The following is a 22,622-nucleotide window of genomic DNA, read 5'->3' as shown; positions in this document are numbered from 1 at the left end:
CTTCGACTTCGGAAGTCGAACCGCGCAGGCGCGTTTACCACGTCGGCAACCGCCCCTCTTCCCTATCGACTTCCGAAGTCGAAGCCGGACTTCGGAAGTCAGGTTTCGCAACTTCCTTGCGAAACCGCCCGGAAAACCGGGCGATTCCCGCATGACACACGCCCCGCGATTCGGCATAATGGCGGTGTCACGCCCTCCCACCGACTTCCCCTTTCCGAGGCTCGTATGTCGAAACCCATCCCCTCGCGGCGAACGTTCCTGACCACCACCGCGGCCACCGCCGCCGCGACCCTGGCGGCCCCGGCGGTCCACGCGGCCGGTAGCGACACGATCAAGATCGGCATCGTCGGCACCGGCGGCCGCGGCAAGGGGGCTGTCGGCGACGCCATGAAGGCGGACAAGAACATCCGCCTCGTCGCCGCCTGCGACATCTTCCCGGACTTCCTCGCCACCGCGATGGAGCAGTTCAAGAAGTCGAAGTTCGCCGACCGCGTGGACGTGCCCACCGAGCGGCAGTACACGGGGTTCGACGGGTACAAGCAACTCATCGACGACGGCGGGTGCGACGTGGTGTTCCTCTGCACGCCGCCCGGCTTCCGGCCGATGCAGCTTGCCTATGCCGTCGAGAAGGGCAAGCACGTCTTTGCAGAAAAGCCGATGGCCGTGGACGCCCCCGGCGTGCGCTCGGTCATCGAGTCCGCGAAGAAGGCGAAGGAGAAAAACCTGCTCTGCGCCTCCGGGTACTGCTTCCGGTACGAGAAGGCGAAGCAGGAGACGGTGAAGAGAATTCACGGCGGCGCGATCGGTGACATCGTCAACATCCAGGCGACGTACAACACCGGGCCGATCTGGTATCGCGAGGTCGGCTCAGACTGGGACGAGATGAAGGTCCAGGTCCGCAACTGGTACTACTACACCTGGCTGTCCGGCGACTTCATCGTCGAACAGCATTGCCACAACCTCGACAAGGCGATGTGGGTTCTCAAGGACGAACTCCCCATCGCGGCGACCGGCCTCGGTGGTCGGCAGGTCCGCACCGACCCGAAGTACGGCAACGTCTTCGACCACTTCAGCACCATCTTCGAGTACGCGAACGGCCAGCGGGTGTTCTCGTACTGCCGGCAGATGGCGAAGTGCCACGGCGAGATTAGCGACATCGTGTTCGGCACGAAGGGGATCGCGAAGCTGATGCCGCACACGATCACGGCCGGCGGCGCGACCTGGGCCTACGAGGGGGCGGACACGGACATGTACGCCGAGGAGCACAAGGCGTTCTACGCGTCGCTGCGGAGCGGGACGCCGATCAACGACATGGAGAACGCGGCCAAGAGCAGCCTCATGGGCATCCTCGGCCGGGAGGCGTGCTACACCGGCAAGCGCATCCTGTGGAAGGACCTGCTGGCGTCGAACGTCTCGCTCGCGCCGAAGAATTACGCCTGGGGGCCGAACCCCGTTCCGGGCGTCCCGAAGCCGGGCGTAATTTAAGCATTTTTCTTTTCGACATGCGCCGAAGCCGGGGTACGATGCCTCCGGCTTCGCCCGTTTCCGTAGCCGGAGCAGCAGCATGACGACCCAGCTCGGCCGCCGCGACTTCCTCCAGTATTCCACCGCCGTCACCGCCGCCGTCCTCGCGTCCCGCGCGGGGTGGGCCGCCCCCGCCCCGAAGAAGCCGAAGCTGAAGATCGCGGTCAAGTACGGCATGGTGAAGGTCAACGGGAGCAACCTCGACAAGTTCGAGCTGGTCAAGAAGCTCGGCTTCCACGGCGTCGAGATCGACAGCCCCAGCAAGCTCGACCTGGACGACCTGCTCAAGGCCCGCGACGCGACCGGCATCGTCATCCACGGCGTCATCGACTCCACGCACTGGAATGACCCGCTCTCCAGCCCGAAGGAAGAGGTTCGTGCAAAGGGCGTGCGGGATTTGACCACTGCACTGAACGACGCGAAGAAGGTCGGGGCGGACACCGTCCTGCTCGTCCCCGGCGTCGTGAAGGACGACGTGACCTACGAGCAGTGCTACGAGCGGTCGCAGGCGGAAGTGAAGAAGGTGCTGCCGCTCGCGGAGAAACTGAAGGTCAAGATCGCCATCGAGACGGTTTGGAACAACTTCATCACGAAGCCGGAGCAACTGATCCAGTACGTGGACGACTTCAAGTCCGAGTGGATCGGGGCGTATTTCGATTGCAGCAACATGCTCAAGTACGGCGTCCCGGCCGCGGAGTGGATTCGCAAGCTCGGCAAGCGGATGGTCAAATTCGACTTCAAGGCGTACAGCCACGCGAAGAAGTGGGACGTGAAGATCGGCGAGGGGGACGAGGACTGGCCGGAGGTGCTGAAGGCCCTCGGCGAGGTCGGCTACGACGGCTGGGCCACGTCCGAGGTCAAGGCCGGGGACGAAAAGTGGCTCCAGGACGTGGCCGAGAGGATGAAGAAGGTGCTAGGCTTGGAGTAACCCACTCCCTCACCGCCACCCGATAATGCCGAAGAAACCGTCCGCCCACCCCGCGCTGCCGGAACTGACCGTCGCCGACCCCGCGGCCCTCGCCGAGTGCATGGCCCACCTCGCGGCCAACACGCACGTCGCGTTCGACACGGAGTTCGTCGGCGAGGACACGTACCGGCCGGACCTCTGCCTCGTCCAGGTCGCCACCCCGGAAAAGCTGTTCCTCATCGACCCGCTCGCGACCGGCCCGCTGACCGCGTTCTGGGAGCTGCTCGCCGACCCGAAGCGGGTGGTGATCGTCCACGCCGGGCGGGAGGAGATGCGGATGTGCCACCACGGCATCGCCCGCCCGCCGGCCCACGTCTTCGACCTGCAAATCGCCGCCGGCCTCGTCGGGTACACGTACCCCATCGGCTACGCGAGCTTGGTTCAGGAACTCCTCGGCGAGCGGCTACACAAGGGCGAGACGCTGACCGACTGGCGGCGGCGGCCGCTCACGCCGTCGCAACAAGCCTACGCCTTCGACGACGTGCGCCACCTGATCCCGATGTGGAAGAAGCTGCACGACCGGCTGCGGCGGCTGACGCGGGAGGACTGGGCGGCCGAGGAGTTCGCGGCGTTCGTCCGGCGGAGCGTCGGCGACGACCCGGCCGTCGAGCGGTGGCGGAAGCTCAAGGGCGTCGGCGGGTTGGACGCCCGCGGGCTGGCCGTGGCCCGCGAGCTGTACGCGTGGCGGGACAAGCGGGCGGCGCAGGGGAACCGCCCGCCGCGGACGGTCCTCCGCGACGAGTTGCTCAGCGACCTCGCCCGGCGGCCGCCGGGCAAGGTCGAGGATTTGTTGAGCTACCGCGGCGTGTCGAAGGCCGACGCGCCGAACATCCTGGAAGCGATCAAACGGGCGAAGGCGCTGCCGACGGCCGAACTCCCCGAGCCGGAGGAGCGGGAGAACGACCCGCCACATGTGTTGTTGCTGTCGAGCCTGCTGGGGGTGGTGCTGGCCGAGTGGTGCGCCCGGAACAAAATGGCGTCGAACCTCGTGGCGACGGTGACGGACTTGAAGAAGCTCGTCCGGGCGCGGCAACCCGGCGGCGCGCCGCTCCGCGAATCGGCGCTCATGACGGGCTGGCGGCAGCGGGTGATTCTGCCAGAGTTGGAAGCGTTCCTGGACGGCAAGCGGTCGCTGATCGTGGAGAACGCGGCCCAGTCCCACCCGCTCCGGGTCGCCCCGGTCGTCAGCGTGCCGGAACCGTCCGGGGTCAAGGCTTCGGCTTCTCCGGCGGCTTCTCGATCTGACGGATAGCGATCCCTGCCGCCTCCCGCACCTTCAACTGCGGGTCCCGCCGCGCCTCCCGCAGCGCCGGGAGTGCGTCCTTCGCCACCGCTCCCATGCCGCCCAACTGCTCGGCAATCGCGATCCGCACCTCGTAGTCCGCGTCCGCGTTCAGCCTGGCGGTCAGCACCGGGATCAGGTCTTTCACGTCCGACCCGTGGGCCGCGCACAACGAGTTCAACGCATACGTCCGCACCAGCCGGTCCGTGTCCTGTTGGAACGCTTTCGTCAGTTCCAGGCTCGCCACGCGGCCGATGATGCCGAACTTGCCGAGCGTGTTCGCGGACAGTTGCCGCAGTTCCGTGTCCGGGTCGGCGAGGTGGCGGGCGACGGCCTTCACCACGTCCGGCGACTTCTCGCCGAGCAGCCCCAGCGACACGACGCAAGCGGAAGTCAGTTCCGCGTCGCGGGTCGTCGCCCACGCCAGCCCCGCGACCCCGGCGGCGACGGCCGCGGCCTTCGGCCCGTTCGCGTGCTCCTTGTTCAGCACTTCCAAAATCGCTTCCGCCGCCGCCTCGGAGTCGTCCGGGTCGATCCGGCCGAGCGCGAACACGGCCGCGTACCGCACGCCGCGGTCGGCGTCCTGCGCCAGCGGCACGAGGACCGGCGCGGACTTGCGGGCCTCCTTCCCGATACGACCGAGGGCTTCCGCCGCGGCCGCGCGGGTCGGGGCGGCCTTGTCCTTCAGGATGTCCGTGAGCGGCAACACGGCGGCGGCCGACAGCTTGCCGTAACGCCCGGCCGCGACCGCCAGTTCCTTCCGAACGTCGGAGTCCTTCTCCGACCGCAGGGCCTCGGCCACGTCCGACAGAAACAGCGCGGCCGCTTCCGTCGATTGCTGGCCGAACAGCGTCGCTACTTGCGCCCGCACCCCGGCGTTGCTGTCCGTCTTGAGTGCCTTCACGAGGGGCGGGAACGCCTTCTTCTGCGCCGCGGCGTCGCCCGCGACGATCTGGCCGAGCGACACGACGGCCGCGCGGCGCTTCCGCACGAGCGAGTCGTCCTTGAGAATCGCCATCCACTCCGTCATCTTGCGGCCGTTGAACGACGGGTCGTCGTCCGCCCGCAGGTTCGGGAGGAAGAGCGAGAACAAGACCACGAGTGAGATTCGACGGGTCATCGGCGGCATCCCGGAGGGTGACATCAAGGTATCACACGCCGTCGCCGACTGCCACCGGGCGTTCTTGGCCGGAAATCCGCGTTCCCTATAATTTCCGGGCATCCCCAACGAGACCCAGGACGCAGAATGAACCCCGAACAGTTGTCGCCCGTCTACCGCCGTGTGCTGTTGAAGTTGAGCGGGGAAGCCTTCGGGCACGGCGGGAAGAGCAACGGGATCAGCCTGGACGAGACGCTCCTGATCGCCCACCAGTTGAAGCGGGTCGTGGACCGCGGGGTGCAGCTGGCCGTCGTCGTCGGCGGCGGGAACCTGCTCCGCGGGGCGCAGTTCTCCGCCGGGCTGGACACGATCAAGCCCGCGACGGCCGACTACATGGGCATGATCGCCACCGTCATGAACGGGCTGGCGCTGCAGGACACGCTCGAAAGCATCGGGTGCGAGACGCGGCTGATGTCAGCCGTGCCGATGGACACGGTCTGCGAGCCGTACATCCGCCGCCGGGCGGTCCGCCACCTGGAGCGGAACCGGGTCGTCATCCTCGCGGGCGGGACCGGCAACCCCTACGTGACGACCGACACCGCCGCCGCCCTGCGGGGCCGCGAACTCGAAGCGGAGATTCTGTTGAAGGCGACGAAGGTGGACGGCGTCTATTCCGCCGACCCGGAGAAAGACCCCTACGCGGAGCGGTACGAGAAGCTGACCTACGCGAAGGTGCTGCACGACCGGCTGAAGGTGATGGACCTCGGCGCGTTCGAGCACTGCCAGGAGGCGAAGCTGAAGATTCTGGTGTTCAACTACAAGCGGGAGGCCGCCATCGAGAAGGCCGTCGCCGGCAAGGCCCACGGCACGCTCGTGAGCGACTGACCGATCCCCTGCACCCGAGGTTCCCATGAGTTCGGCACAGTACCTGAAGGACTGCGAGACGCGGATGGAGAAGGCGCTCGACGTCCTCCGCAACGACCTGAAGGGCCTCCGCACCGGCCGGGCGTCCCCGGCCATGCTCGACACCCTGCGGGTGGACTACTACGGGTCGCCGACGCCGGTGAAGGAGGTGGCGAACATCTCCTGCCCGGACCCGGCGAGCATCGTCATCAAGCCGTTCAGCGCCGACAGCCTGAAGGAGATCGAGAAGGCGATCCGGGCGAGCAGCCTCGGCCTCGCCCCGAACAACGACGGTAAGGTGATTCGCCTGTCGCTCCCGGCGATGAGCGGCGACCAGCGGAAGAAACTGGTGGCCGAGATCAAGAAGAAGGCGGAGGACGCGAAGGTGGCGTGCCGGAACATCCGCCGGGACGGGAACAAGCAGTTCGACGACGCCGAGAAGGCGAAGGCGATGACCGAGGACGACCGGGACAAGGGCAAGGCGAAGGTCCAGGACCTGCTCAAGAGCTACGAGACGAAGATCGACGACGCGGCGGACAAGAAGTCGAAGGAAGTGATGGAAGGGTAGCGGTTCGGGTACCGAGTACCGGGTACTCGGTACCCGGTACTCAGTACCTTCGCGGGGAAACCGACACCCCGGCCGAACGTAAGATACCCAGTGCAGCACCCGCGCGAGCGGGTGCTTTTTTTCTTCGCCGGACCCGCCATGCGAACGCTCCGCACCGTCTTGGACTTGTTCCCGAACGCGCGGGACGCCGGGCTGACCGCGGCCCAGGTGGTCGAGAGCGGCGGCCGGTTCGGGCACAACCGCCTCACCCCCCTGCCCCGCGACCCGGCGTGGCGGAAGCTGCTCGCCAAGTTCGACGAGCCGATCATCCTCATCCTCCTCGCCGCGTCCCTGCTCAAGCTCGTCATCGACCTGTTTGAAGCGACCGCCTGGGCCGGCATCGTCGGCCTCGCCGCGACGTTCGCGACGCTCGGTCTGCGGCTCGTGCCGCGGCTGGCGTCGTGGGTTCCGGCCACGCTGTTCGCCGTCGCTCTGACGCTCGTGGTGTTGAGCGTGGCCCTCGGCCACCCGTCCTACGAGGGTCTGGCGGTTATGCTGGCCGTCGCCCTCGCCACCGGCGTCGCGTTCCTCGCCGAGTACCGCAGCGACCGCGAGTTCGAGACGCTGAACGCCCACAAGGACGCCATCCGCGTGAAGGCCGTCCGCGACGGGCGGCTGCAACAACTCACGCTCGAAGAGCTGGTCGTCGGCGACCTGGTTGTGTTGGAAACGGGCGACGAAATCCCGGCCGACGGCCGCCCGGTCGCGGCGAACGAATTCCACCTCGATCAAGCCCTGATGACCGGCGAGTCCGAGCCGGTCGAGAAGCTCGTCCCCGCGGAAGCGGAGGAAGGCGACGCGCCGAGCGGCGCGTGGAGCCTGTACCGCGGTACGCAGGTGGTCGGCGGCGTCGGCCGGATGGTCGTCACGAACGTCGGCGACGACACGATGCTTGGGCAGATCGCCCGCCGGCTAAGCGGCGACGACCCGGCCCCGTCCGAGCAGACCGACCGCGTCCAGCGGAAGCTCACGCTCAGCAAGGAATCGACGCCGCTCCAGGAGAAGCTCGCCGTCCTCGCCGGGCTGATTAGCAAGATCGGCTACGCCGCCGCCGTCGCCATTTTCATCGCCCTGTTCGTCCGCGGCATCATCGTCGGCGAACTCCGCTGGCCGGCGGCCGACGAGGGGCTCGCGAAGGTTCTGCTCGCCAACTTCCGCGTCCTGCTCGGCTACTTCGTGTACATGGTCATCGTCATCGTCGTGGCCGTCCCAGAGGGGCTGCCGATGAGCGTGACGGTGTCGCTGGCGCTCGCGATGCGGAAGATGACCCGCGCGAACTCGCTCGTCCGGCAGCTCGTGGCGTGCGAGACGATCGGCTCCGCGACCGTCATCTGCACGGACAAGACCGGAACGCTGACGAAGAACCACATGACCGTGGTGCGGGTCGAACCCGACTCGCCGATGCTCCGACGGAACGCGGCCGTGAACTCGACGGCGCATCTCGCGGAGAAGGACGGCAAGCCGGTCGTCATCGGCAACACGACCGAAGGAGCGCTGTTGGAGTGGCTGAAGTCCGTCGGCGAGGCCGACGTGACTGTCCAGCGGCAAAAGGTTCGCGCCCTGTATCAGTCGCACTTTTCCTCGGAAAAGAAGCGTATGACAACCGTGATCGCGGACGGCGATCGCGTCCTCGTCTTCGTCAAAGGTGCGCCGGAGTTGGTGTTGAAAGACTGCACCCTCGGTGCGACCGAGCGGGAGAACGTCACCGCCGAGCTGGAGAAGTCGGCCCGCGACGCGATGCGGACGCTGGCGTTCGCGCACCGGGAGTTGCCGGCGGGAACGACACGGCAGGACATCGACGCGATGGTCCGCGGCGGCTCGCTGGAAACGAATCTCACCTACGACGGGTTCGTTGGCATCCGCGACCCGCTGCGGGAGGACGTGGCGGCGGCCGTGGCCGAGTGCCAGGGGGCCGGGATCGAGGTGAAGATGATCACCGGCGACAACGCGGAGACGGCCCGCGCCATCGCCCGCGACGCCGGCCTGCTCGACTCGGACTTCGCCCTGGTGCTGACGAGCGAGGAGATGGCGAAGCTGACCGACGACGAGCTGAAGCAACGGCTGCCGCTCGTCCGCGTCGTCGCCCGCGCCCAACCGCTCGACAAGTACCGGCTCGTGAAGCTGCTGCAGGAGCAGGGGCACGTCGTCGCCATGACCGGCGACGGGACGAACGACGCGCCGTCGCTCCGCAAGGCGGACGTGGGCCTCGCGATGGGGATCACCGGCACGGAGGTCGCGAAGGAGGCGAGCAAGATCGTCCTCCTGGACGACAGCTTCGGCACGATCGTGAAGGCCGTCCACTGGGGCCGGGCGCTGTACGAGAACATCCAGAAGTTCATCCAGTTCCAACTGACGATCAACGTGTCGGCCCTGGTCATCGCGTTCGTCGGCCCGTTCCTGGGCGTGAAGCCGCCGTTCACGGTGCTGCAACTGCTCTGGATCAACGTCATCATGGACACGTTCGCGGCCATCGCACTCTGTTCCGAGCCGCCGCGCCGCGGCCTCATGCGCGTGCCGCCGAAGCGGCGGGCCGAGAGCATTCTCACCCGCCACATGCTGCGGACCATCGCGCTCACGGCGGGGTTCTTCGTGGTCGTGATGATCGGATTGCTACTCGGCATGCAGCGAGCGGGGTGGTTCGCCGGCGACGGCCCGGTGTCCGACGGGTTCACCGACCTGACGGCCCGGCAGGTGACGGTCTTCTTCACCGTGTACGTACTGTTCCAGGTGTGGAACCAGATCAACTGCCGGTCGCTGACGCCCGCCACGTCCGGGTTGCGCGGGCTGTTGAACAACCGGATGTTCCTGCTCATCATGTTGGTGACGCTGCTCGGCCAGGTGCTGATCGTCGGGTTCGGCGGCCGCGTCTTCCAGGTCGAGCCGCTGGAGCCGTTCGACTGGCTGGCGATCATCGCGGGCACGTCGTCGGTGCTGGCGTTCGCGGAAGTGATCCGCCGGATTCGCCTCGTGCGGAGGTCGTGATGGACGAGAAGGAGAAGCTCGCCGAGCTGGCCAAGAAGCTACTCATCGGCGACTACCGCCGCCACGTCTTCCTGTGCATCGGCGACGCGTGCTGCTCCGCGGAGGCCGGGGCGAAGGCGTGGGAGGTTCTGAAGGATGAGTTGAAACGGCGGAACCTGTCACTCGCGACCGGTCCCGCGGCGTGCTACAGAACGAAGGTACAGTGCCTCCGGGTCTGCGCCGGCGGGCCGATTCTGGTGGTGTACCCAGAAGGGACGTACTACCACGGCATGACGGCCGACCGCATCCCGGCGTTCGTGGAGCGGCACTTGGTTCAGAACCAGCCGGTCGAGGAGTGGATTTTCGCGCGGAACCCGTTGGGGGTATGACCGGCGCTAGGGCAAGAGGTCGGCGACCTTGATCGACTTGTCCGGCACGGCCAGCGGCGACACGGTGTCCGCCTCCGCGTAAGTGAGTTGCGTGCGGTATGACGCCACCCCGTTGCCCGGCACGGGAACGGGATCGCGGAGAACGTACAACCGGCGGTTGTGCAAGTCGAGAACCCAATACTCGGTAATCATGGCCGTCGCGTACAACTCGGCTTTGGTCGTGAGGTCGGCGTCGAGAGACGTGCTTGCGATTTCGACGACCAAGCTGGCTGTCGTCGGGTGCGCCGTCAGGAACGTTCGCACGTCCCCGGCGACGACCGCGAAATCCGGGATCGGGTCGGTCTCGAGGTCGAGAACGAGTGGCAGTTGCACCTGAATCACGTACTCGGCGGGGAAGACGCGGGGCAGCACGGCGTTCACAAGGCGGATACCCGTCGCGTGGAGCGGCTTCATCGGCGGCACCTCGAAAAGTTCACCGCGGATCAGGATCATCCGTTTCCCGTCGCCCCACGCCTTCCGTTCGCAAGCCTGATGGAACGCCTTCACGGTCCATCGAAAGGGGCGAAGCGTCGGGGAACTGCCGTGCAAGGGTGTGGGTAAGGTCGCCGTCGTCATTCGTGATCCTCCGCATGAAGCATATCATCCGGCACGGCCGCCCCGCTACACCTTGAAAATCTCCCGCACGTTGTCGCGGAGCAGCCGCGTGCCGAGGGCGACGGCCCCCGCCTCGGTCAGCCGGCCGGGGCGGACGAACTCGTCGGCGATCACGGTCGCCAGGATGCGGCGGTACATGCCGTATTTCGGCAGCACGAACTCCAGCTTGTACGCGTCCGAGTAATACCCGACCAGCTTCGTCTTCGGCACGCCTTGCAGCCGCTCGCGGAGGTCGGCGGTGATGTACGCCGGGATGTTCGAGTACCACCAGTGCCCGTTCGGGACGACGTTCGGGAAGATCCACGAGTACGCCACCAGTTCCTGGTTCTGCCCGCTCGTCAGCACGGAGATCGGGAACGTCACCTCCGGGAAGGCGTTGAACAGCTCGCGGTACTGGATCAGCGAACACCGGCGGTCGAACAGGTCTTGCCCCTGGTAAACGCCGTTCTCGTACACGCGGCGGTTCACGCCGATCATCAGGTCGAAGGGCAGCTTGAACTCGCGGCAGCTCTCGGCCAGCGTCCAGAAGACGCTGTTGCCGTCCTTCGTTGGCGCGAAGTCCGGCGGCAGCGAGATGGCGCACGCCTTCGCCCCCTTCGCGAGGAACCGCTCGAACAGCGCGCGGATGGCCTTCTTCAGCGTCGGCAGGTCGCCGGCGTCGATGCCGGTCACCTTCGCCAGCCGCTCGCGGGTTCCGGCTTCCTTGAACTTGAACACGAGCGTGTCCGTCCGCAGGCACGGCACGTACTTCGCCGTGTCGAACCCGTCGAGGTTGTCGTCGAACTCGTTCGTCAGAAAGATTTTTTCGAGGTTCGTCTTCGCGAAGACCTGCTGCTCCCAATCCTTCGCGGCGAACAGCTTCACGCTCGCGTCGAACAGCGCGTCGGCGTCCGCCGCCGTTACGCGGTCGCCGGGGAAGCCGAGGAAGTTCTTCGCGATCTCGACGAACCAGCCGTACTGGGCCGTGTTGTCGTACCGGTCCATGAACCGGATGATCTCGCGACACCGCTCCTTCGGGTCGGCGTCCTTCGCCAGGAGCTTCTGCGACATGCCGGCCGAGTGCGCCAACTCCGTGTAGTAGTGGTAGCCGAGGATGTCGTCGAGCGACCGCGACACCGGCGACAGCGGCTCGATGTGCGAGTGCGGGTCGATCAGCGGGATCGCGTCGAACGCGGCGGTCAGCGACTGGACCAGGCTGTCGGCTGGCATGGCGGTAATTTCCGGAGAGTTTGTCGTTTTTACCGATGATGTGTCTTACGCGACCCGGCAACATTTACAATCCGCGGCCCGGCCGTTCAGTTCTCGTCGCGAAAACCCGAGGAATCGCGGCCCGGCGGCACGACCGGCGCGATTGGCACGACCCGTGCATTTAGGAATCTCGTCCGCGGCGGTTCCCCCAACCAGCGGCGGACGGTGCAGGAAATCGCAACCGGCGGCCGCTTCCCCCAAGCGTCCGCCACCCCCCAACGCGACTCTTGCACCCGTACAAGTGGCGAGTCCCCCACTCGCCGTTCCCCTTCCGCCCCCACGTCCGATTTCATTCCCCCTGCCGCTCCGCCGTCCCCCAACGGCGGAGCAGGTCTTTTTCCCCCGCTACTCCCGCGTTGACATCCGCCACCACGCGATGCTCAGGAAGACGAACCCGAAGCCGAGGAGTGCCGCGCACGCCCTCCAGACGATGGCCGTCTGGGGCTCGGGGTTCGTGAGGAGTTGCGCGTAGGCGTCCAGCGACCAGGCGTGCGGCGTCACCCGCGTGACGGCCCGCATCTCTTCCGGCATCAGGTATCGCGGCATCAGCGACCCGCTCAGCCCGGCGAGGACCATCACGAGCAGCGTGCCGTTCACCGAGACTTGCTGTTCCGTCTTCGCGAACGCGGCGACGAGCATCGCCAACCCGACGGCCGCGAACGACGTGCAGAAGACGACGGGGACGAGCAACTCCGGCCGCGTGCCCAGCGGCATCCCGAAGAGGATGGACCCCGCGAGTAGTAGGCCGAACCCTTGCAGCAGCGACACGGCGAAGCACGGCAGCAGCTTGCCGAGGAGGAGTTGCCCGCGGGTGATCGGCGCGGCGGTGAGGCGGACGAGCGTGCCGTGCCGCCGCTCGGCGGTGAACAGCCAGCCCATGACGAGCACGAGGAAGAACGCGAACGTGACGGCGTAGCTCGGCACGAGCGTCTGATATCGCACGGCCCCGCGGCGGATCGTGCCGGTCCCGTCCGACTGGTACGCCGACCGGTTCTCGGCCCGCGCGGGCGGCGGGTCGCTCTTCGTTAGCTTCGCCCACGTCTTGCCGCGGAAGTCGTAATCGACGAAGAACCCGCTGATCCCCTTCTGCATCGCGTCGCCGAGGGACTTCATGATCGACGGCGGCAGCAGGTCGATGCCGACGACGTACTTCTTCATCTTCTCCATGAACGGCGGCGTGCCGATCATCTCGAACGCCTGGCCGATCATCCACGGGATGACGACCCGCATGAGCGCGACCTGCACGACCTGCTCGACGACGGCCGCCGCCACCTCTTGCGTCGGGTCGCGGAGGACGGTCACGCCGACGGCGGAAGTCTTCATGCCGTCGCGGTAGAGCGGGTTGATCGGGTTTCGCTTCAACGGCTCGCCGACGAACGAGCAGCGGTGGACGAGGTCGCTGAACTCCGGTTCGAGGACGATGACGACCGCCCGCTCGCCGGACCGCACGAGCCGCTCGGCGTCCTCGCGGGTCGGGATGAGTTCGACCTTGATGTCCGCGGTGCTGGCGAAGTCGTCGAGCAGAATCTGCGACCACGGCCGGTCTGGGAACGGCCCGTGGTCCGGCGGCAGGCCGCGGTCGAGGTTGACGAGCGAAATCCGCAGTTGCTCCTTCTTGTTCGGGTCGAACGCGCCGCCCACGGTGATGCCGAGGATGAGCACGAGCAGCACCGGCATGAGCAAAAGGATGACGCCCGCGCGGGGGTCGCGGGCCATGAGCCGCAAGTCTTTTCCCGCCAGTGTGAGGATCGCGCGCATCCGTCAGTCCCGCAGCCGGTGGCCGGTCAGGTGGAGGAACACTTTTTCCAGCGTCGCTTCGCTCGTCTCGATGGCGAGGGGCGAGACGTTCTCCGCCGCGAACAGCGTCGCCAGCTTCGGCAGCAGCGGGCCGAGTTCCCGCGTCGTGACGTGGACGCCGTCCGGGAAGACCTTCGCCGTCGCCACGCCGGGCAGCGCCCGCAGCTTCTCGTCGAACCCGGCGGGCGTCGCTTCGAGTTTGATCTTCAGTTCGCTCGGCCGGAGCTTGAGCAGGTGCTCGGTTGTGTCGCACGCGATGACCCGGCCGCCGTCGATGATCGCGATCCGCGGGCAGAGGGCCTGCACCTCTTCCATGTAGTGGCTGGTGTAAACGACCGTCATCCCCTCGCGGTTGAGCTTCCGGACGATCTCGAAGATGAGGTTCCGCGACTGCGGGTCCACGCCCGTCGTCGGCTCGTCGAGGAGCAGCAGCCGCGGCGAATGGACGACGGCGACGGCGAGGTTCAGCCGCCGCTTCATGCCGCCGGAGAACGTCCCGGCCCGGTCGTCGGCCCGGTCGTGCAGCCCGACGGCGGTGAGCAGTTCTTCCGCTCGCGTGTTCAATGACGCGCCGCCGAGGCCGTAGAGCATGCCGAAGAAAACGACGTTCTCGCGCGCGGTCAGGTCCGGGTAGACGGCCAAGTCCTGCGTGCCGATGCCGACCCACCGCCGCAACTCGCGGTCCGCGCGGCGGAACGGCCGGCCGTCGAGCTTCACGGCCCCCGCGTTCGCGTCGAGCAGGCCGGCGATGATCGAGAGCAGCGTCGTCTTGCCCGCGCCGTTCGGACCGAGCAGGCCGAACAGCTCGCCTGCCGCGACGGTCAGCGATACGCCGTTGAGGGCGTAGGCCGCCCCGTACCGCTTCTTCAGGTCGTCGATTTCGAGCATCGGCCCGCCCATGCTGCCTATAGATAGTTCGCGCTCCCCCGAGGAACACGCGAAATGTCCACGTTTAACGACGCCCGCGTGCGGCATCTCAACGACCGCCCGGCCCGGCCGCGGGGGAAGTACGTGCTGTACTGGTGTCAGATGTTCCGCCGGCTGACGCACAACCACGCCCTCGACTACGCGGTCCACCTGGCGAAGCATTTGAAGAAGCCGCTCGTCGTGTACGAGGCGCTGAAGCTGAACTACCCGTGGGCGAACGCCCGCATCCACACGGTCATGCTGGAGGGAATGAAAGACACGGCGGCGACCGCGAAGCGCATGGGGGTGACGTACTGGCCGTTCGTCGAGACGCCGGAGGACGCGGGACGGGGACTCGTGAAGCAGCTCGCAGCGGACGCCGCGGCGCTCGTGACGGACGACTACCCGGCGTACATCGTGCCCGCCCACAACCGCGCGATCGCATCGCTCGACGTTCCGGTCTACGCCGTCGATTCCAACGGCATCGTCCCGCTGTCACTTCTGGGGAAGTCGGTCGCGGCCGCGGCACACCTTCGACCGCGTCTGCACAAGCTGTTCGCCGAGGGGTGGGCGAATCGTGCCCTCGCCGAGCCGGACTTCACTGGCCTGAAGGCGATGCTCGATCCGCCGTTCGAGCCGTGGACGCCGCCGAAGGACGTGACGGCATACGTGAAGGCGCTCCCGATCGACCAGTCGGTCCCGGCGGTCGCGGCAGAACCGGGCGGCGGCACGGCCGGGCGGGAGCGACTGGCGGAGTTCCTGAAGCACAAACTCCCCCGCTACGCCGAGGAGCGGAACCAGCCGGACGACCCGGCGAAGAACTCGGCCAGCCGGTTGAGCACGCCGCTCCACTTCGGGCACATCTCCATCGAGGAAGTCATCGCCGGGGCGCTCGCGACGACCGGCGACTGGTCGCCAACGCTCATCAACAGTCAGGCCCGCGGCCGCGACGACTTCTTCTGCCGCGACCCGAACGTGAACAGCTTCCTGGACGAGGCGATCACCTGGCGGGACGTGGGCCACCACTGGCACCACTGCCGGAACTCGGAACTCGGAACTCGGAACTCGGAACGCAAGAACCAAAGCTGGCAATCCGACCCGCGGCCGACGTTCAACTTCGAGACGATGGACTTCTCGCCGTTGACGAAGGGCACGCTCGAAACCGTGCTGCCCGCGTGGGCGCTCACGACGTTGACGAAGCACGCGCGGGACCGCCGCGAGTTCGTGTATACCCTCGAACAGTTCGAGAACGCGGCCACGCACGACGAGTTGTGGAACGCGGCCCAGACGGAACTCGTGCTCACCGGCCGCATCCACAACTACCTGCGAATGCTGTGGGCCAAGAAGGTGCTGGAGTGGTCGCCGTCGCCGGAGGAGGCGTACCGCGTGCTGGAGCACCTCAACAACAAGTACGCCATCGACGGCCGCGACCCGAACAGTTACACCGGCATCCTGTGGACGTTCGGCCTGTTCGACCGCCCGTGGCCGCCGGAACGCGACGTGTTCGGCAGCATCCGCTACATGTCGAGCGAGAACACGGCGAAGAAGTTCAGGCTGAAGAACTACTTCGACTACATCGCCGCGTTGAAGCACGGGCCGAAGCCGACCCTGTTTTCGGGGAGTGAATAGCATAGATGGGGACCGGTTTTCACCCCGAAGGGGTGGGAGTTCATAGACCAGGGCAACGCCCTGGGCGCGGGCGTCCGACCCGCTGCAACCGGCCGGCTTCTCGCAGGCTTTCAGCCTGCGGGTGGTTGCGGTCGCCACCCAGGGCGGCGGGCCTGCGGCCCTTGCCCTGGGCTAACTTCTCCCACCCTTTCGGGGTGAAAACCATTCATCCCAACCACTGACATCGCGGCCAGTGGACCGGTTCCTATAATCCGCTCATGCCAGCCGCCATCATCTGCCGCAACCTCACGAAAACCTACCCCGGCCGGCCGCCCGTCGAGGCGGTCCGCGGGCTGGACCTGGAAGTCAAATCCGGCGAGTGCTTCGGCCTCCTCGGCCCGAACGGGGCGGGCAAGACGACCACCCTCGAAATCCTCGAAGGCATCCTCGAACCCTCCGGCGGGGAAATCGAAGTCCTCGGCCTCAAGTGGGGCCGCGACGACCGCGCCATCCGGTCCCGTATCGGCATCTCGCTGCAAGAAACCCGGCTCGCCGACAAGCTGACCGTCAAAGAAACGGTCACCCTCTTCCGCTCCTTCTACTCTTCCGGCCTCTCGCCGGATGAAGCCGTCGGCCTCGTCAGCCTTCAGGAGAAGGCCGACGCGAAGATCGACAAGCTCTCGGGCGGGCAGAAGCAGCGGCTCGCGGTCGCGACGGCGCTCGTCGGCGACCCGGACCTCTTGTTCCTCGACGAGCCGACGACCGGCCTCGACCCGCAGTCCCGGCGGCAGCTGTGGGACGTGATTCGCGGGCTGAAGGACCGCGGCCGCACCATCGTCATCACGACGCACTACATGGACGAGGCGGAACGCCTCTGCGACCGCGTCGCCGTCGTGGACCACGGCAAGGTCATCGCCATCGGCACGCCCCGCGAGCTGATCCGCAACCTCGGCGGCGAGCACGTCATCGAGTTTTCCATCGAGGGCGAGCTGACGGACGCCGTCAAGCAGGGGTGCGAGAAGTTGCCGACGGTGGAATCGCTCCGGCCTGAAGGGGCCGGGTACATGATGACCGTCGGCGAACCTCACGTCGCGTTGCCGGCCCTGATGGATTACCTCCGGCAGCAGGGCGTCCCGTTGGCCGGGCTGACGACCCGCACGGCCACGCTGGAAGACGTGTTCGTCACGCTCACCGGCCGCCACCTGCGCGACGACGGGGAGAAATGACCGATGGCCGATTCGTCGAGCAACAGGTCGCCGCTGGTGCAGCTGGTCCTCAGCCGCATCCGCGAGTTCTATCGCGAACCGGCGGCCGTGTTCTGGGTGTACGGCTTCCCGCTGTTCCTCGCGCTTCTGCTGGGCCTCGCGTTCCGCAACCGGCCGGTCGAGCGGATCACCGTCGATATCGTCACCGACGGCCCGGCCGGGCCGGTCGCGGCCGAGCGGATGAAGACGAGCCTGGAAAAAGACCCCCGCTTACAGGTGGTCCTCGGCGACGCCGTCACGACCCGCAACCGGATGCGCACCGCGAAGACGGACATCGTCGTGACGCCGGCCGTGTCGGGCGGGCCGGACTACCTCGTCGAGCCGAACCGGCCGGAGGCGGTGCTGGCGAAGAACGCGGTCGAGAACGTGCTGCTCCGCGACCAGTTCCCGACCGCCGCCCGGCCGACGGAATCGACGCTCGACGAGCCGGGGGCGCGGTACATCGACTTCCTCATCCCCGGCCTGATCGGCACGAACCTGATGGGCGGCGGGCTGTGGGGCGTCGGGTTCGTCATCGTGGACATGCGGGTGCGGAAGTTGCTCAAGCGGTTCCTCGCCACGCCGATGCGGAAGAGCGACTTCATGCTCAGCCTCGTCATCAGCCGGCTCATCTTCACGATGATCGAGATCGTACTGCTGATGGGGTTCGCGTGGCTCGTGTTCGGCGTGAAGGTGTTCGGCGACCCGCTCGCGTTCCTCGTCCTCCTCCTCGCCGGCGGGACGTGTTTCGGCGGCATCGGGCTGCTCGTGGCGTGCCGGGCGAAGACGATTGAAACCGTGTCCGGCCTGATGAACGCGGTCATGCTGCCGATGTACCTGCTGTCCGGCGTGTTCTTCTCGGCCGACCGGTTCCCGGACGTGATGCAGCCATTCATCCAGGCGCTGCCGCTGACGGTCCTCATCAACGCCCTGCGGGACGTGATGAACGACGGGGCCGGGCTGTCGGCCGTCGTGCGGCCAACGGTCATCTTGATGGCGTGGGGCGTCGTCAGCTTCTTCGTCGCTCTGCGGCTATTCCGGTGGCGTTGAGGGCGAAAGCCCAGGGTCGGCCGACCCTGGGCTTTCGCCCCGATAGATACGCTCGATGCGCTCGCGGGTCAGGCCCAAAATCTTGTCGAAGCGGCTCAACTTCATCCCTTCCAAATCGACGCTCTTGTCGGCTAGGTTTTCGAGTAGCGCCAGGTCGCGCTTCAACTCGCGGTCGGTCTCCCACAGGTACAGCGGGCCGATCGCCTTCCACCCGACGGACGCCCCCGGCCACCGCGACTTCGCGTACATGAACGACACCACGTTCGTCGTCGCGTCGTCCGCCGGCACGAAGAACAGGTAGAGCCGCCAGCGGACCATCCCCTCGCGGCCGTCGGCCGGGTGCTTCCAGTAGTGGTCGTAGCGGACGTAGAGCGGCGAAAACAAGATCGTGTCGTCCGCGTGGAAGTGGTAGCCCGACCACGCGCCGAGGAACGCCTTCTTGTGGAACGGGATGCTCTTCGTCGGCCCGGCCGTGCGGATCGTCGCCGTGCGGTCGTCCGACTCGCAGTTCACGGTGACGGCCGCGATGCCGTCGAGGCCGTGGCCGAACGTGTGGTGGTTGATCGTCGTGTGCTCGATGTCCACGAAGTTGTCGAGGACCAGCTCGAACGGCGCGGGGAAGTGGTGCCGCATCTCGCCGATCCGGGTGTAGCCGGCGAAGTCCAGGTCCGGGAACTCGGCGGCCGCGCCGCGAGGCTTCACCCAGAGGTACTCGTGAGCCTCGCGCACGTCGTAGCTGACGGCGCAGGCGGTCAGCTTCGGCGTGCCGGGGCTTTCGCCGTTCCCCTGGCAGTCGAACGTCCAGGCGTGGTACTGGCAGCGGAGCCGGTCGCCGACGACGACGCCGGAACTGAGCTTGCTCCGGCGGTGCGGGCAGAAGTCTTCGAGCGCCCCGACGGAGCCGGACTTCGTGCGAAACAAAACGAGGTTGCGGCCGCACAGCTTCACGGCCGCCGGCTTCCGGCCGAGTTCGCGAACCGCCAAGACGGGATGCCAATGGTCGAGTATTCCCATCCCGCTATGCTACGGCGATCCGGCCGACCGGCTCGCCGCGATAAATCCGCGCGATCCGCTCCCGCGTCAACCCTAACACTTTGTCGAACCGGCTGAGCTTCATCCCTTCAAGCGTCGGGTTGTGGTCGGCCATGTGTTCGAGCATGGCGATGTCCTGCCGCACCTCGCGGTCCACCTCGCGGCGGAACAGATATTTCGCCAGCCGCAGCCCGCCGGCCGGGCCGGGGTAGCGGCTCTTGGCGTACACGAACGACGTGACGTTCGTTCGCTTCCCGTCCACCGGCCAGAAGAACATGTACAGCCGCCACCGGACCATCGCCTCGCGGCCGCCGTCCGGCGCGGTCCACCAGTGGTCGTACACGCTGTAGACCGGCGAGAAGTGCGTCGTCCAGTGGTCGTGGAACAGGTCGCCCTTGCGAATGCCGAGCAGCCACCGGAACAGCGGGTGCAGGATTTTCGTCGGCCCGACGTTCCGCACCGTCACTGTCTTTTCCGTCGGCTCGAACTGCACCTTCACCTCGTGCATCCGCGGCAGGTCGTACCCGAACGTGTCGTGGACCGTGCCGCTGTGCTCGATCTCGGTGAAGTTGTCCACCGTCAATTCCAGCGGCGCGGGGACGGTATGCAGGAAATTGCCCAGGTGGTAGTAGTTGTCGTTGTTGATCTCCGGGAACGCCGGGGCGCTGTGCCGGGACTTGACCCAGACGAACCCGTGTTCCTCGCGGGCGTCGAAGCTCTCGGTGCAGGTGTGCATCTTCGGCGTGCTCGGGCTTTCCCCGTCGCCGCACCCGTTGAACGTCCAGCCGTGGTACTTGCACTCGACGCGGTCGTTCACCACCCGGCCGTAACTCAGCTTCAGCCGGCGGTGCGGGCACACGTCGTCGATGGCCGCGACCTGACCGTCGCTCGTTCGGAACAGGCAGATCAACCGCCCGGCCAGCTGGATGCCGTGGGGCTTGTCCTTGAGCGCGTGGCCGGGCAGCACTGGATGCCAGTGGTCGAGCATTCCCATCGGGAACTCCGCGAAAAATAGCCTGATTCTGGGAGCGAATAACGTGTCGCGGGGGCTTTGTCGAGCAAAAACTCTAGAATTTCCGCCATGTTCACCGGACTCGTTCAATCGTTGGCCCGCGTCGCCGCCGTCACCGAGGACGGCCACGGCGGGCGGACCCTCACTGTCGCGGACCCGTCGATCACGCCGACGCTCGGCGAGAGCATCGCCGTCAACGGCTGTTGCCTGACCGTGACGAAGCACGCCGGCGACCGGTTCGAGTTCCAGGTCGGCCCGGAGACGCTCCTCAAGACGAACCTCGGCCGCCTCGCAGTCGGCGATGGCGTGAACCTCGAGCAGGCCCTCCGCGTCGGCGACCGGCTCGGCGGCCACTTCGTCACCGGCCACATCGACGGCGTCGGCACGATTACGAAAAAGGAACAGCAGGGCGAGTGGCTCATGGTCGAGTTCGCCTGCCCGCCGGCGTTCGACGACTTGATGGTGGACAAAGGCTCGATTGCCGTGGATGGGATCAGCCTGACCGTCGTGAAAACGGCCGCGGGGAGGTTTCACGTCATGGTCATTCCCCACACGCGCGACCACACGACGCTGGGGCAAAAAGGCGTCGGCGCGACGGTGAACCTGGAACTCGACCTGCTCGCGAAGCACGTGCAAAAATTGATGGCAAACATGAACATCACGATCTAGCTCGTCGTGTCCTAAAATACCTCCATGCCGATCGTCCTCGTCCTGCTGCTGACCGCGTCGTGTGCCCGCGTCCCCTGGCCGGAACCCCCGTTCGGGTTCGGCGGCAGCGGCAGCCTTGCCCTGACCGCGTTCGCCTTGCTCATCCCGCTCGGGGCAGCCCTCGTCCTCAGCCGGTGGGCCGCGTCCGTGGTCCGCGCGGAACCGTCCCGCCGGGCGGAAATCGCCACGAAGTACAACCGCTACCGCCGCATCCTGGGGTACGTCAACCTCGCGATGGGCGTGCTCGTCGTCGTCGGCCTCGGCTGGGGCTGGACGGTCTGGAACCGCGCGATCTTCCCGTCCGACCACGGCCGCATCCTCGCGCCGATGGCGGAGTTGCTCGTCCCGGCCCCGTACCTGTTGACCGTGTTTACGTCCTGGCTGGTCCACTACGACGCGGAGCGGATGTTCCACGCGGCCGTCGATTCGGACCGCTCGTTCTGGTCCCGCACCGGGTACTTCTTCTTCCACCTGCGGCCGTTCGCGTTCCTCGTGATGCTGCCGGTCGTGCTGTTCGCGGCCCAGCAGACGTTCGTGCGGCTCGCCCCGGAGGCGGCGAACAGCCTGGCCGCGCAGCTGGTCGCGTTCGCGATGGTGCCGGTCCTATTCGTGATGCTCCCGGTGCTGTTGAAGCCCGCACTCGGCCTCGTCCCGATGCCGCGGGGGCCGGTCCGGGACCGGTTGGAAGAACTCGCCCGCCGCCACCGGTTCGGGTACACGAACCTGCTCGTCTGGCCGACCCGCGGGGCCATGGCGAACGCGATGGTCGTGGGCGTCGTGCCGTGGGCGCGGTACGTCGTGTTTACCGACCGGCTAGTCGAGTCGATGGCCCCGGACGAGTTGGACGCGGTGTTCGGCCACGAGGTCGGCCACGCCAAGCACTGGCACATCCCGTACTACGCGCTCTTTTTCTTGCTCAGCGCCCCGGCCGTCGCCGCCGTCGTCGGGCTGGGGTTCACCGGACTGGCGGAGATGAGTTGGATCGACGCCAAGGCGTGGGAGCCGTGGGCCGGGCTGCCGCCGCTCGGGGCGCTACTCGCGTACCTCTTCGTGGTGTTCGGCTTCCTCTCCCGGCGGTGCGAGCGGCAGGCGGACATCTACGGCTGCCGGGTGGCGTCCGGCGGCGACCTGTCGGCGAACGGCATCGACGCGATGATCCGGGCGCTCGAGCGGGTGGCGGACCTGAACGGGATGGATGCGAGCAAGGGGAACACGCCCGAAACGCTGTCGTTCTGGAAGCGGTTTTGGGGACTGGTCCGGTCGTGGCAGCACGGGCCGATTACCGAGCGGATTCGGTTCCTCTCGGAGCTGATGCGGAACCCGGATATGGAGCGCGGCATCCAGTGGCGGGTGTTCCTGCTCCGTTGCGGGCTGATCCTGGTGCTGCTGGCGGTCGTGACGGGGATCGCGGCCGTCATCGGGTGGCAGGAGATGGCGCGGGCGCTGTGATCTTGTGGGGCGGGTCAAGGCTTTGCGCCGACCCGCCGATCTTTCTCCCTCTCCCCCGGCTTTGCGGGGGAGAGGGCCGGGGTGAGGGGGTGAGAGCGTCACGGACGCGAAGACGCTCCTCCTGCGTGAGGGAGGTTGGGCCCCCCCCCCCCACCCCCACCCCCCCCCAACCCGGGGGGGGG

The 22,622-nt window shown here is 67.0% G+C and carries 19 protein-coding genes; 12 read left to right on the top strand and 7 right to left on the bottom strand.

The window, feature by feature from the left end:
• Nucleotides 1-225 precede the first annotated feature (225 nt).
• From AC5JJ2_RS12840 to AC5JJ2_RS12830, 3 genes are all read left to right on the top strand, one after another.
• On the top strand, nucleotides 226-1,485 hold the full coding sequence (locus tag AC5JJ2_RS12840) for a Gfo/Idh/MocA family protein (RefSeq protein WP_495858390.1): 1,260 nt from the start codon (nucleotides 226-228) through the stop codon (nucleotides 1,483-1,485).
• A gap of 79 nt (nucleotides 1,486-1,564) precedes the next feature.
• Nucleotides 1,565-2,452, top strand: a complete 888-nt coding sequence (locus tag AC5JJ2_RS12835; RefSeq protein WP_495858389.1) for a sugar phosphate isomerase/epimerase family protein — start codon at nucleotides 1,565-1,567, stop codon at nucleotides 2,450-2,452.
• Nucleotides 2,453-2,477: 25 nt separating this feature from the next.
• Nucleotides 2,478-3,743 (top strand): ribonuclease D, encoded by a 1,266-nt coding sequence (locus AC5JJ2_RS12830; protein WP_495858388.1) that lies wholly within the window; start codon nucleotides 2,478-2,480, stop codon nucleotides 3,741-3,743.
• Here AC5JJ2_RS12830 and AC5JJ2_RS12825 read toward each other — a convergent pair.
• Nucleotides 3,700-4,893 carry a HEAT repeat domain-containing protein gene (locus AC5JJ2_RS12825; protein ID WP_495858387.1) on the bottom strand — a complete coding sequence of 398 codons (1,194 nt, stop codon included), beginning with the start codon at nucleotides 4,891-4,893 and terminating at the stop codon, nucleotides 3,700-3,702. The genes AC5JJ2_RS12830 and AC5JJ2_RS12825 overlap by 44 nt on opposite strands.
• A gap of 126 nt (nucleotides 4,894-5,019) precedes the next feature.
• On the opposite strand from AC5JJ2_RS12825, the gene pyrH reads away from it, so the two are divergent.
• The 4 genes from pyrH to AC5JJ2_RS12805 all read left to right on the top strand — a co-directional run bounded on the left by pyrH (nucleotide 5,020) and on the right by AC5JJ2_RS12805 (nucleotide 9,732).
• A complete protein-coding gene (pyrH, locus tag AC5JJ2_RS12820) occupies nucleotides 5,020-5,757 on the top strand; it encodes a UMP kinase (RefSeq protein WP_495858386.1) in 738 nt (245 codons plus the stop codon).
• A gap of 25 nt (nucleotides 5,758-5,782) precedes the next feature.
• On the top strand, nucleotides 5,783-6,343 hold the full coding sequence (gene frr, locus AC5JJ2_RS12815; protein ID WP_495858385.1) for a ribosome recycling factor: 561 nt from the start codon (nucleotides 5,783-5,785) through the stop codon (nucleotides 6,341-6,343).
• A gap of 138 nt (nucleotides 6,344-6,481) precedes the next feature.
• Complete coding sequence (locus AC5JJ2_RS12810; RefSeq protein WP_495858384.1) at nucleotides 6,482-9,364, top strand: calcium-translocating P-type ATPase, PMCA-type; 2,883 nt, start codon at nucleotides 6,482-6,484, stop codon at nucleotides 9,362-9,364.
• A complete protein-coding gene (locus AC5JJ2_RS12805; protein ID WP_495858383.1) occupies nucleotides 9,364-9,732 on the top strand; it encodes a (2Fe-2S) ferredoxin domain-containing protein in 369 nt (122 codons plus the stop codon). The genes AC5JJ2_RS12810 and AC5JJ2_RS12805 overlap by 1 nt, the downstream gene beginning before the upstream one ends.
• A gap of 6 nt (nucleotides 9,733-9,738) precedes the next feature.
• Here the strand turns inward: AC5JJ2_RS12805 and AC5JJ2_RS12800 are convergent, their stop codons facing one another.
• The 4 genes from AC5JJ2_RS12800 to AC5JJ2_RS12785 form a co-directional block, all read right to left on the bottom strand.
• A complete protein-coding gene (locus tag AC5JJ2_RS12800; RefSeq protein WP_495858382.1) occupies nucleotides 9,739-10,347 on the bottom strand; it encodes a Uma2 family endonuclease in 609 nt (202 codons plus the stop codon).
• Nucleotides 10,348-10,392: 45 nt separating this feature from the next.
• Nucleotides 10,393-11,595 carry a glucuronate isomerase gene (locus tag AC5JJ2_RS12795; protein WP_495858381.1) on the bottom strand — a complete coding sequence of 401 codons (1,203 nt, stop codon included), beginning with the start codon at nucleotides 11,593-11,595 and terminating at the stop codon, nucleotides 10,393-10,395.
• Between the two features lie 384 nt (nucleotides 11,596-11,979).
• Complete coding sequence (locus AC5JJ2_RS12790; protein WP_495858380.1) at nucleotides 11,980-13,392, bottom strand: ABC transporter permease; 1,413 nt, start codon at nucleotides 13,390-13,392, stop codon at nucleotides 11,980-11,982.
• 3 nt (nucleotides 13,393-13,395) lie between these two features.
• Nucleotides 13,396-14,319 carry an ABC transporter ATP-binding protein gene (locus tag AC5JJ2_RS12785; protein WP_495858379.1) on the bottom strand — a complete coding sequence of 308 codons (924 nt, stop codon included), beginning with the start codon at nucleotides 14,317-14,319 and terminating at the stop codon, nucleotides 13,396-13,398.
• 54 nt (nucleotides 14,320-14,373) lie between these two features.
• Between AC5JJ2_RS12785 and AC5JJ2_RS12780 the strand changes: the two genes are divergently transcribed.
• The 3 genes from AC5JJ2_RS12780 to AC5JJ2_RS12770 all read left to right on the top strand — a co-directional run bounded on the left by AC5JJ2_RS12780 (nucleotide 14,374) and on the right by AC5JJ2_RS12770 (nucleotide 18,239).
• Nucleotides 14,374-15,966 (top strand): deoxyribodipyrimidine photolyase, encoded by a 1,593-nt coding sequence (locus AC5JJ2_RS12780; RefSeq protein WP_495858378.1) that lies wholly within the window; start codon nucleotides 14,374-14,376, stop codon nucleotides 15,964-15,966.
• Nucleotides 15,967-16,223: 257 nt separating this feature from the next.
• The gene (locus tag AC5JJ2_RS12775) at nucleotides 16,224-17,171 is read left to right on the top strand and encodes an ABC transporter ATP-binding protein (protein ID WP_495858377.1); all 948 of its coding nucleotides are present in this window, start codon (nucleotides 16,224-16,226) and stop codon (nucleotides 17,169-17,171) included.
• Between the two features lie 3 nt (nucleotides 17,172-17,174).
• Nucleotides 17,175-18,239, top strand: coding sequence for an ABC transporter permease (locus AC5JJ2_RS12770; RefSeq protein WP_495858376.1), 1,065 nt, complete (start codon nucleotides 17,175-17,177; stop codon nucleotides 18,237-18,239).
• Here the strand turns inward: AC5JJ2_RS12770 and AC5JJ2_RS12765 are convergent.
• Nucleotides 18,222-19,253, bottom strand: coding sequence for a Rieske 2Fe-2S domain-containing protein (locus AC5JJ2_RS12765; RefSeq protein WP_495858375.1), 1,032 nt, complete (start codon nucleotides 19,251-19,253; stop codon nucleotides 18,222-18,224). The genes AC5JJ2_RS12770 and AC5JJ2_RS12765 overlap by 18 nt on opposite strands.
• A gap of 4 nt (nucleotides 19,254-19,257) precedes the next feature.
• Complete coding sequence (locus AC5JJ2_RS12760; protein WP_495858374.1) at nucleotides 19,258-20,265, bottom strand: Rieske 2Fe-2S domain-containing protein; 1,008 nt, start codon at nucleotides 20,263-20,265, stop codon at nucleotides 19,258-19,260.
• An 87-nt stretch (nucleotides 20,266-20,352) separates the two neighbouring features.
• Between AC5JJ2_RS12760 and AC5JJ2_RS12755 the strand changes: the two genes are divergently transcribed.
• Both AC5JJ2_RS12755 and AC5JJ2_RS12750 read left to right on the top strand, forming a co-directional pair.
• Nucleotides 20,353-20,952: a riboflavin synthase gene (locus AC5JJ2_RS12755; RefSeq protein WP_495858373.1), complete on the top strand. Its 600-nt coding sequence runs from the start codon at nucleotides 20,353-20,355 to the stop codon at nucleotides 20,950-20,952.
• 24 nt (nucleotides 20,953-20,976) lie between these two features.
• Nucleotides 20,977-22,440 (top strand): M48 family metallopeptidase, encoded by a 1,464-nt coding sequence (locus AC5JJ2_RS12750; protein ID WP_495858372.1) that lies wholly within the window; start codon nucleotides 20,977-20,979, stop codon nucleotides 22,438-22,440.
• The last annotated feature ends 182 nt before the right edge of the window (nucleotides 22,441-22,622 follow it).

This window comes from Limnoglobus sp., from assembly GCF_059499385.1.
The sequence above is the reverse complement of the archived record's forward strand: the minus strand, read 5'-3'. Positions and strand labels throughout refer to the sequence as shown.

What these genes read in the sequence shown, in the direction of transcription:
- AC5JJ2_RS12825 (WP_495858387.1), bottom strand. Translation starts at nt 4,893, where the DNA reads ATGACCCGTCGAATCTCACTCGTGGTCTTGTTCTCGCTCTTCCTCCCG.
- frr (WP_495858385.1), top strand. Translation starts at nt 5,783, where the DNA reads ATGAGTTCGGCACAGTACCTGAAGGACTGCGAGACGCGGATGGAGAAG.
- AC5JJ2_RS12780 (WP_495858378.1), top strand. Translation starts at nt 14,374, where the DNA reads ATGTCCACGTTTAACGACGCCCGCGTGCGGCATCTCAACGACCGCCCG.
- AC5JJ2_RS12770 (WP_495858376.1), top strand. Translation starts at nt 17,175, where the DNA reads ATGGCCGATTCGTCGAGCAACAGGTCGCCGCTGGTGCAGCTGGTCCTC.
- AC5JJ2_RS12790 (WP_495858380.1), bottom strand. Translation starts at nt 13,392, where the DNA reads ATGCGCGCGATCCTCACACTGGCGGGAAAAGACTTGCGGCTCATGGCC.
- AC5JJ2_RS12830 (WP_495858388.1), top strand. Translation starts at nt 2,478, where the DNA reads ATGCCGAAGAAACCGTCCGCCCACCCCGCGCTGCCGGAACTGACCGTC.
- AC5JJ2_RS12775 (WP_495858377.1), top strand. Translation starts at nt 16,224, where the DNA reads ATGCCAGCCGCCATCATCTGCCGCAACCTCACGAAAACCTACCCCGGC.
- AC5JJ2_RS12800 (WP_495858382.1), bottom strand. Translation starts at nt 10,347, where the DNA reads ATGACGACGGCGACCTTACCCACACCCTTGCACGGCAGTTCCCCGACG.
- AC5JJ2_RS12795 (WP_495858381.1), bottom strand. Translation starts at nt 11,595, where the DNA reads ATGCCAGCCGACAGCCTGGTCCAGTCGCTGACCGCCGCGTTCGACGCG.
- AC5JJ2_RS12810 (WP_495858384.1), top strand. Translation starts at nt 6,482, where the DNA reads ATGCGAACGCTCCGCACCGTCTTGGACTTGTTCCCGAACGCGCGGGAC.
- AC5JJ2_RS12760 (WP_495858374.1), bottom strand. Translation starts at nt 20,265, where the DNA reads ATGGGAATGCTCGACCACTGGCATCCAGTGCTGCCCGGCCACGCGCTC.
- AC5JJ2_RS12805 (WP_495858383.1), top strand. Translation starts at nt 9,364, where the DNA reads ATGGACGAGAAGGAGAAGCTCGCCGAGCTGGCCAAGAAGCTACTCATC.
- AC5JJ2_RS12750 (WP_495858372.1), top strand. Translation starts at nt 20,977, where the DNA reads ATGCCGATCGTCCTCGTCCTGCTGCTGACCGCGTCGTGTGCCCGCGTC.
- AC5JJ2_RS12840 (WP_495858390.1), top strand. Translation starts at nt 226, where the DNA reads ATGTCGAAACCCATCCCCTCGCGGCGAACGTTCCTGACCACCACCGCG.
- AC5JJ2_RS12785 (WP_495858379.1), bottom strand. Translation starts at nt 14,319, where the DNA reads ATGCTCGAAATCGACGACCTGAAGAAGCGGTACGGGGCGGCCTACGCC.
- AC5JJ2_RS12755 (WP_495858373.1), top strand. Translation starts at nt 20,353, where the DNA reads ATGTTCACCGGACTCGTTCAATCGTTGGCCCGCGTCGCCGCCGTCACC.
- AC5JJ2_RS12835 (WP_495858389.1), top strand. Translation starts at nt 1,565, where the DNA reads ATGACGACCCAGCTCGGCCGCCGCGACTTCCTCCAGTATTCCACCGCC.
- pyrH (WP_495858386.1), top strand. Translation starts at nt 5,020, where the DNA reads ATGAACCCCGAACAGTTGTCGCCCGTCTACCGCCGTGTGCTGTTGAAG.
- AC5JJ2_RS12765 (WP_495858375.1), bottom strand. Translation starts at nt 19,253, where the DNA reads ATGGGAATACTCGACCATTGGCATCCCGTCTTGGCGGTTCGCGAACTC.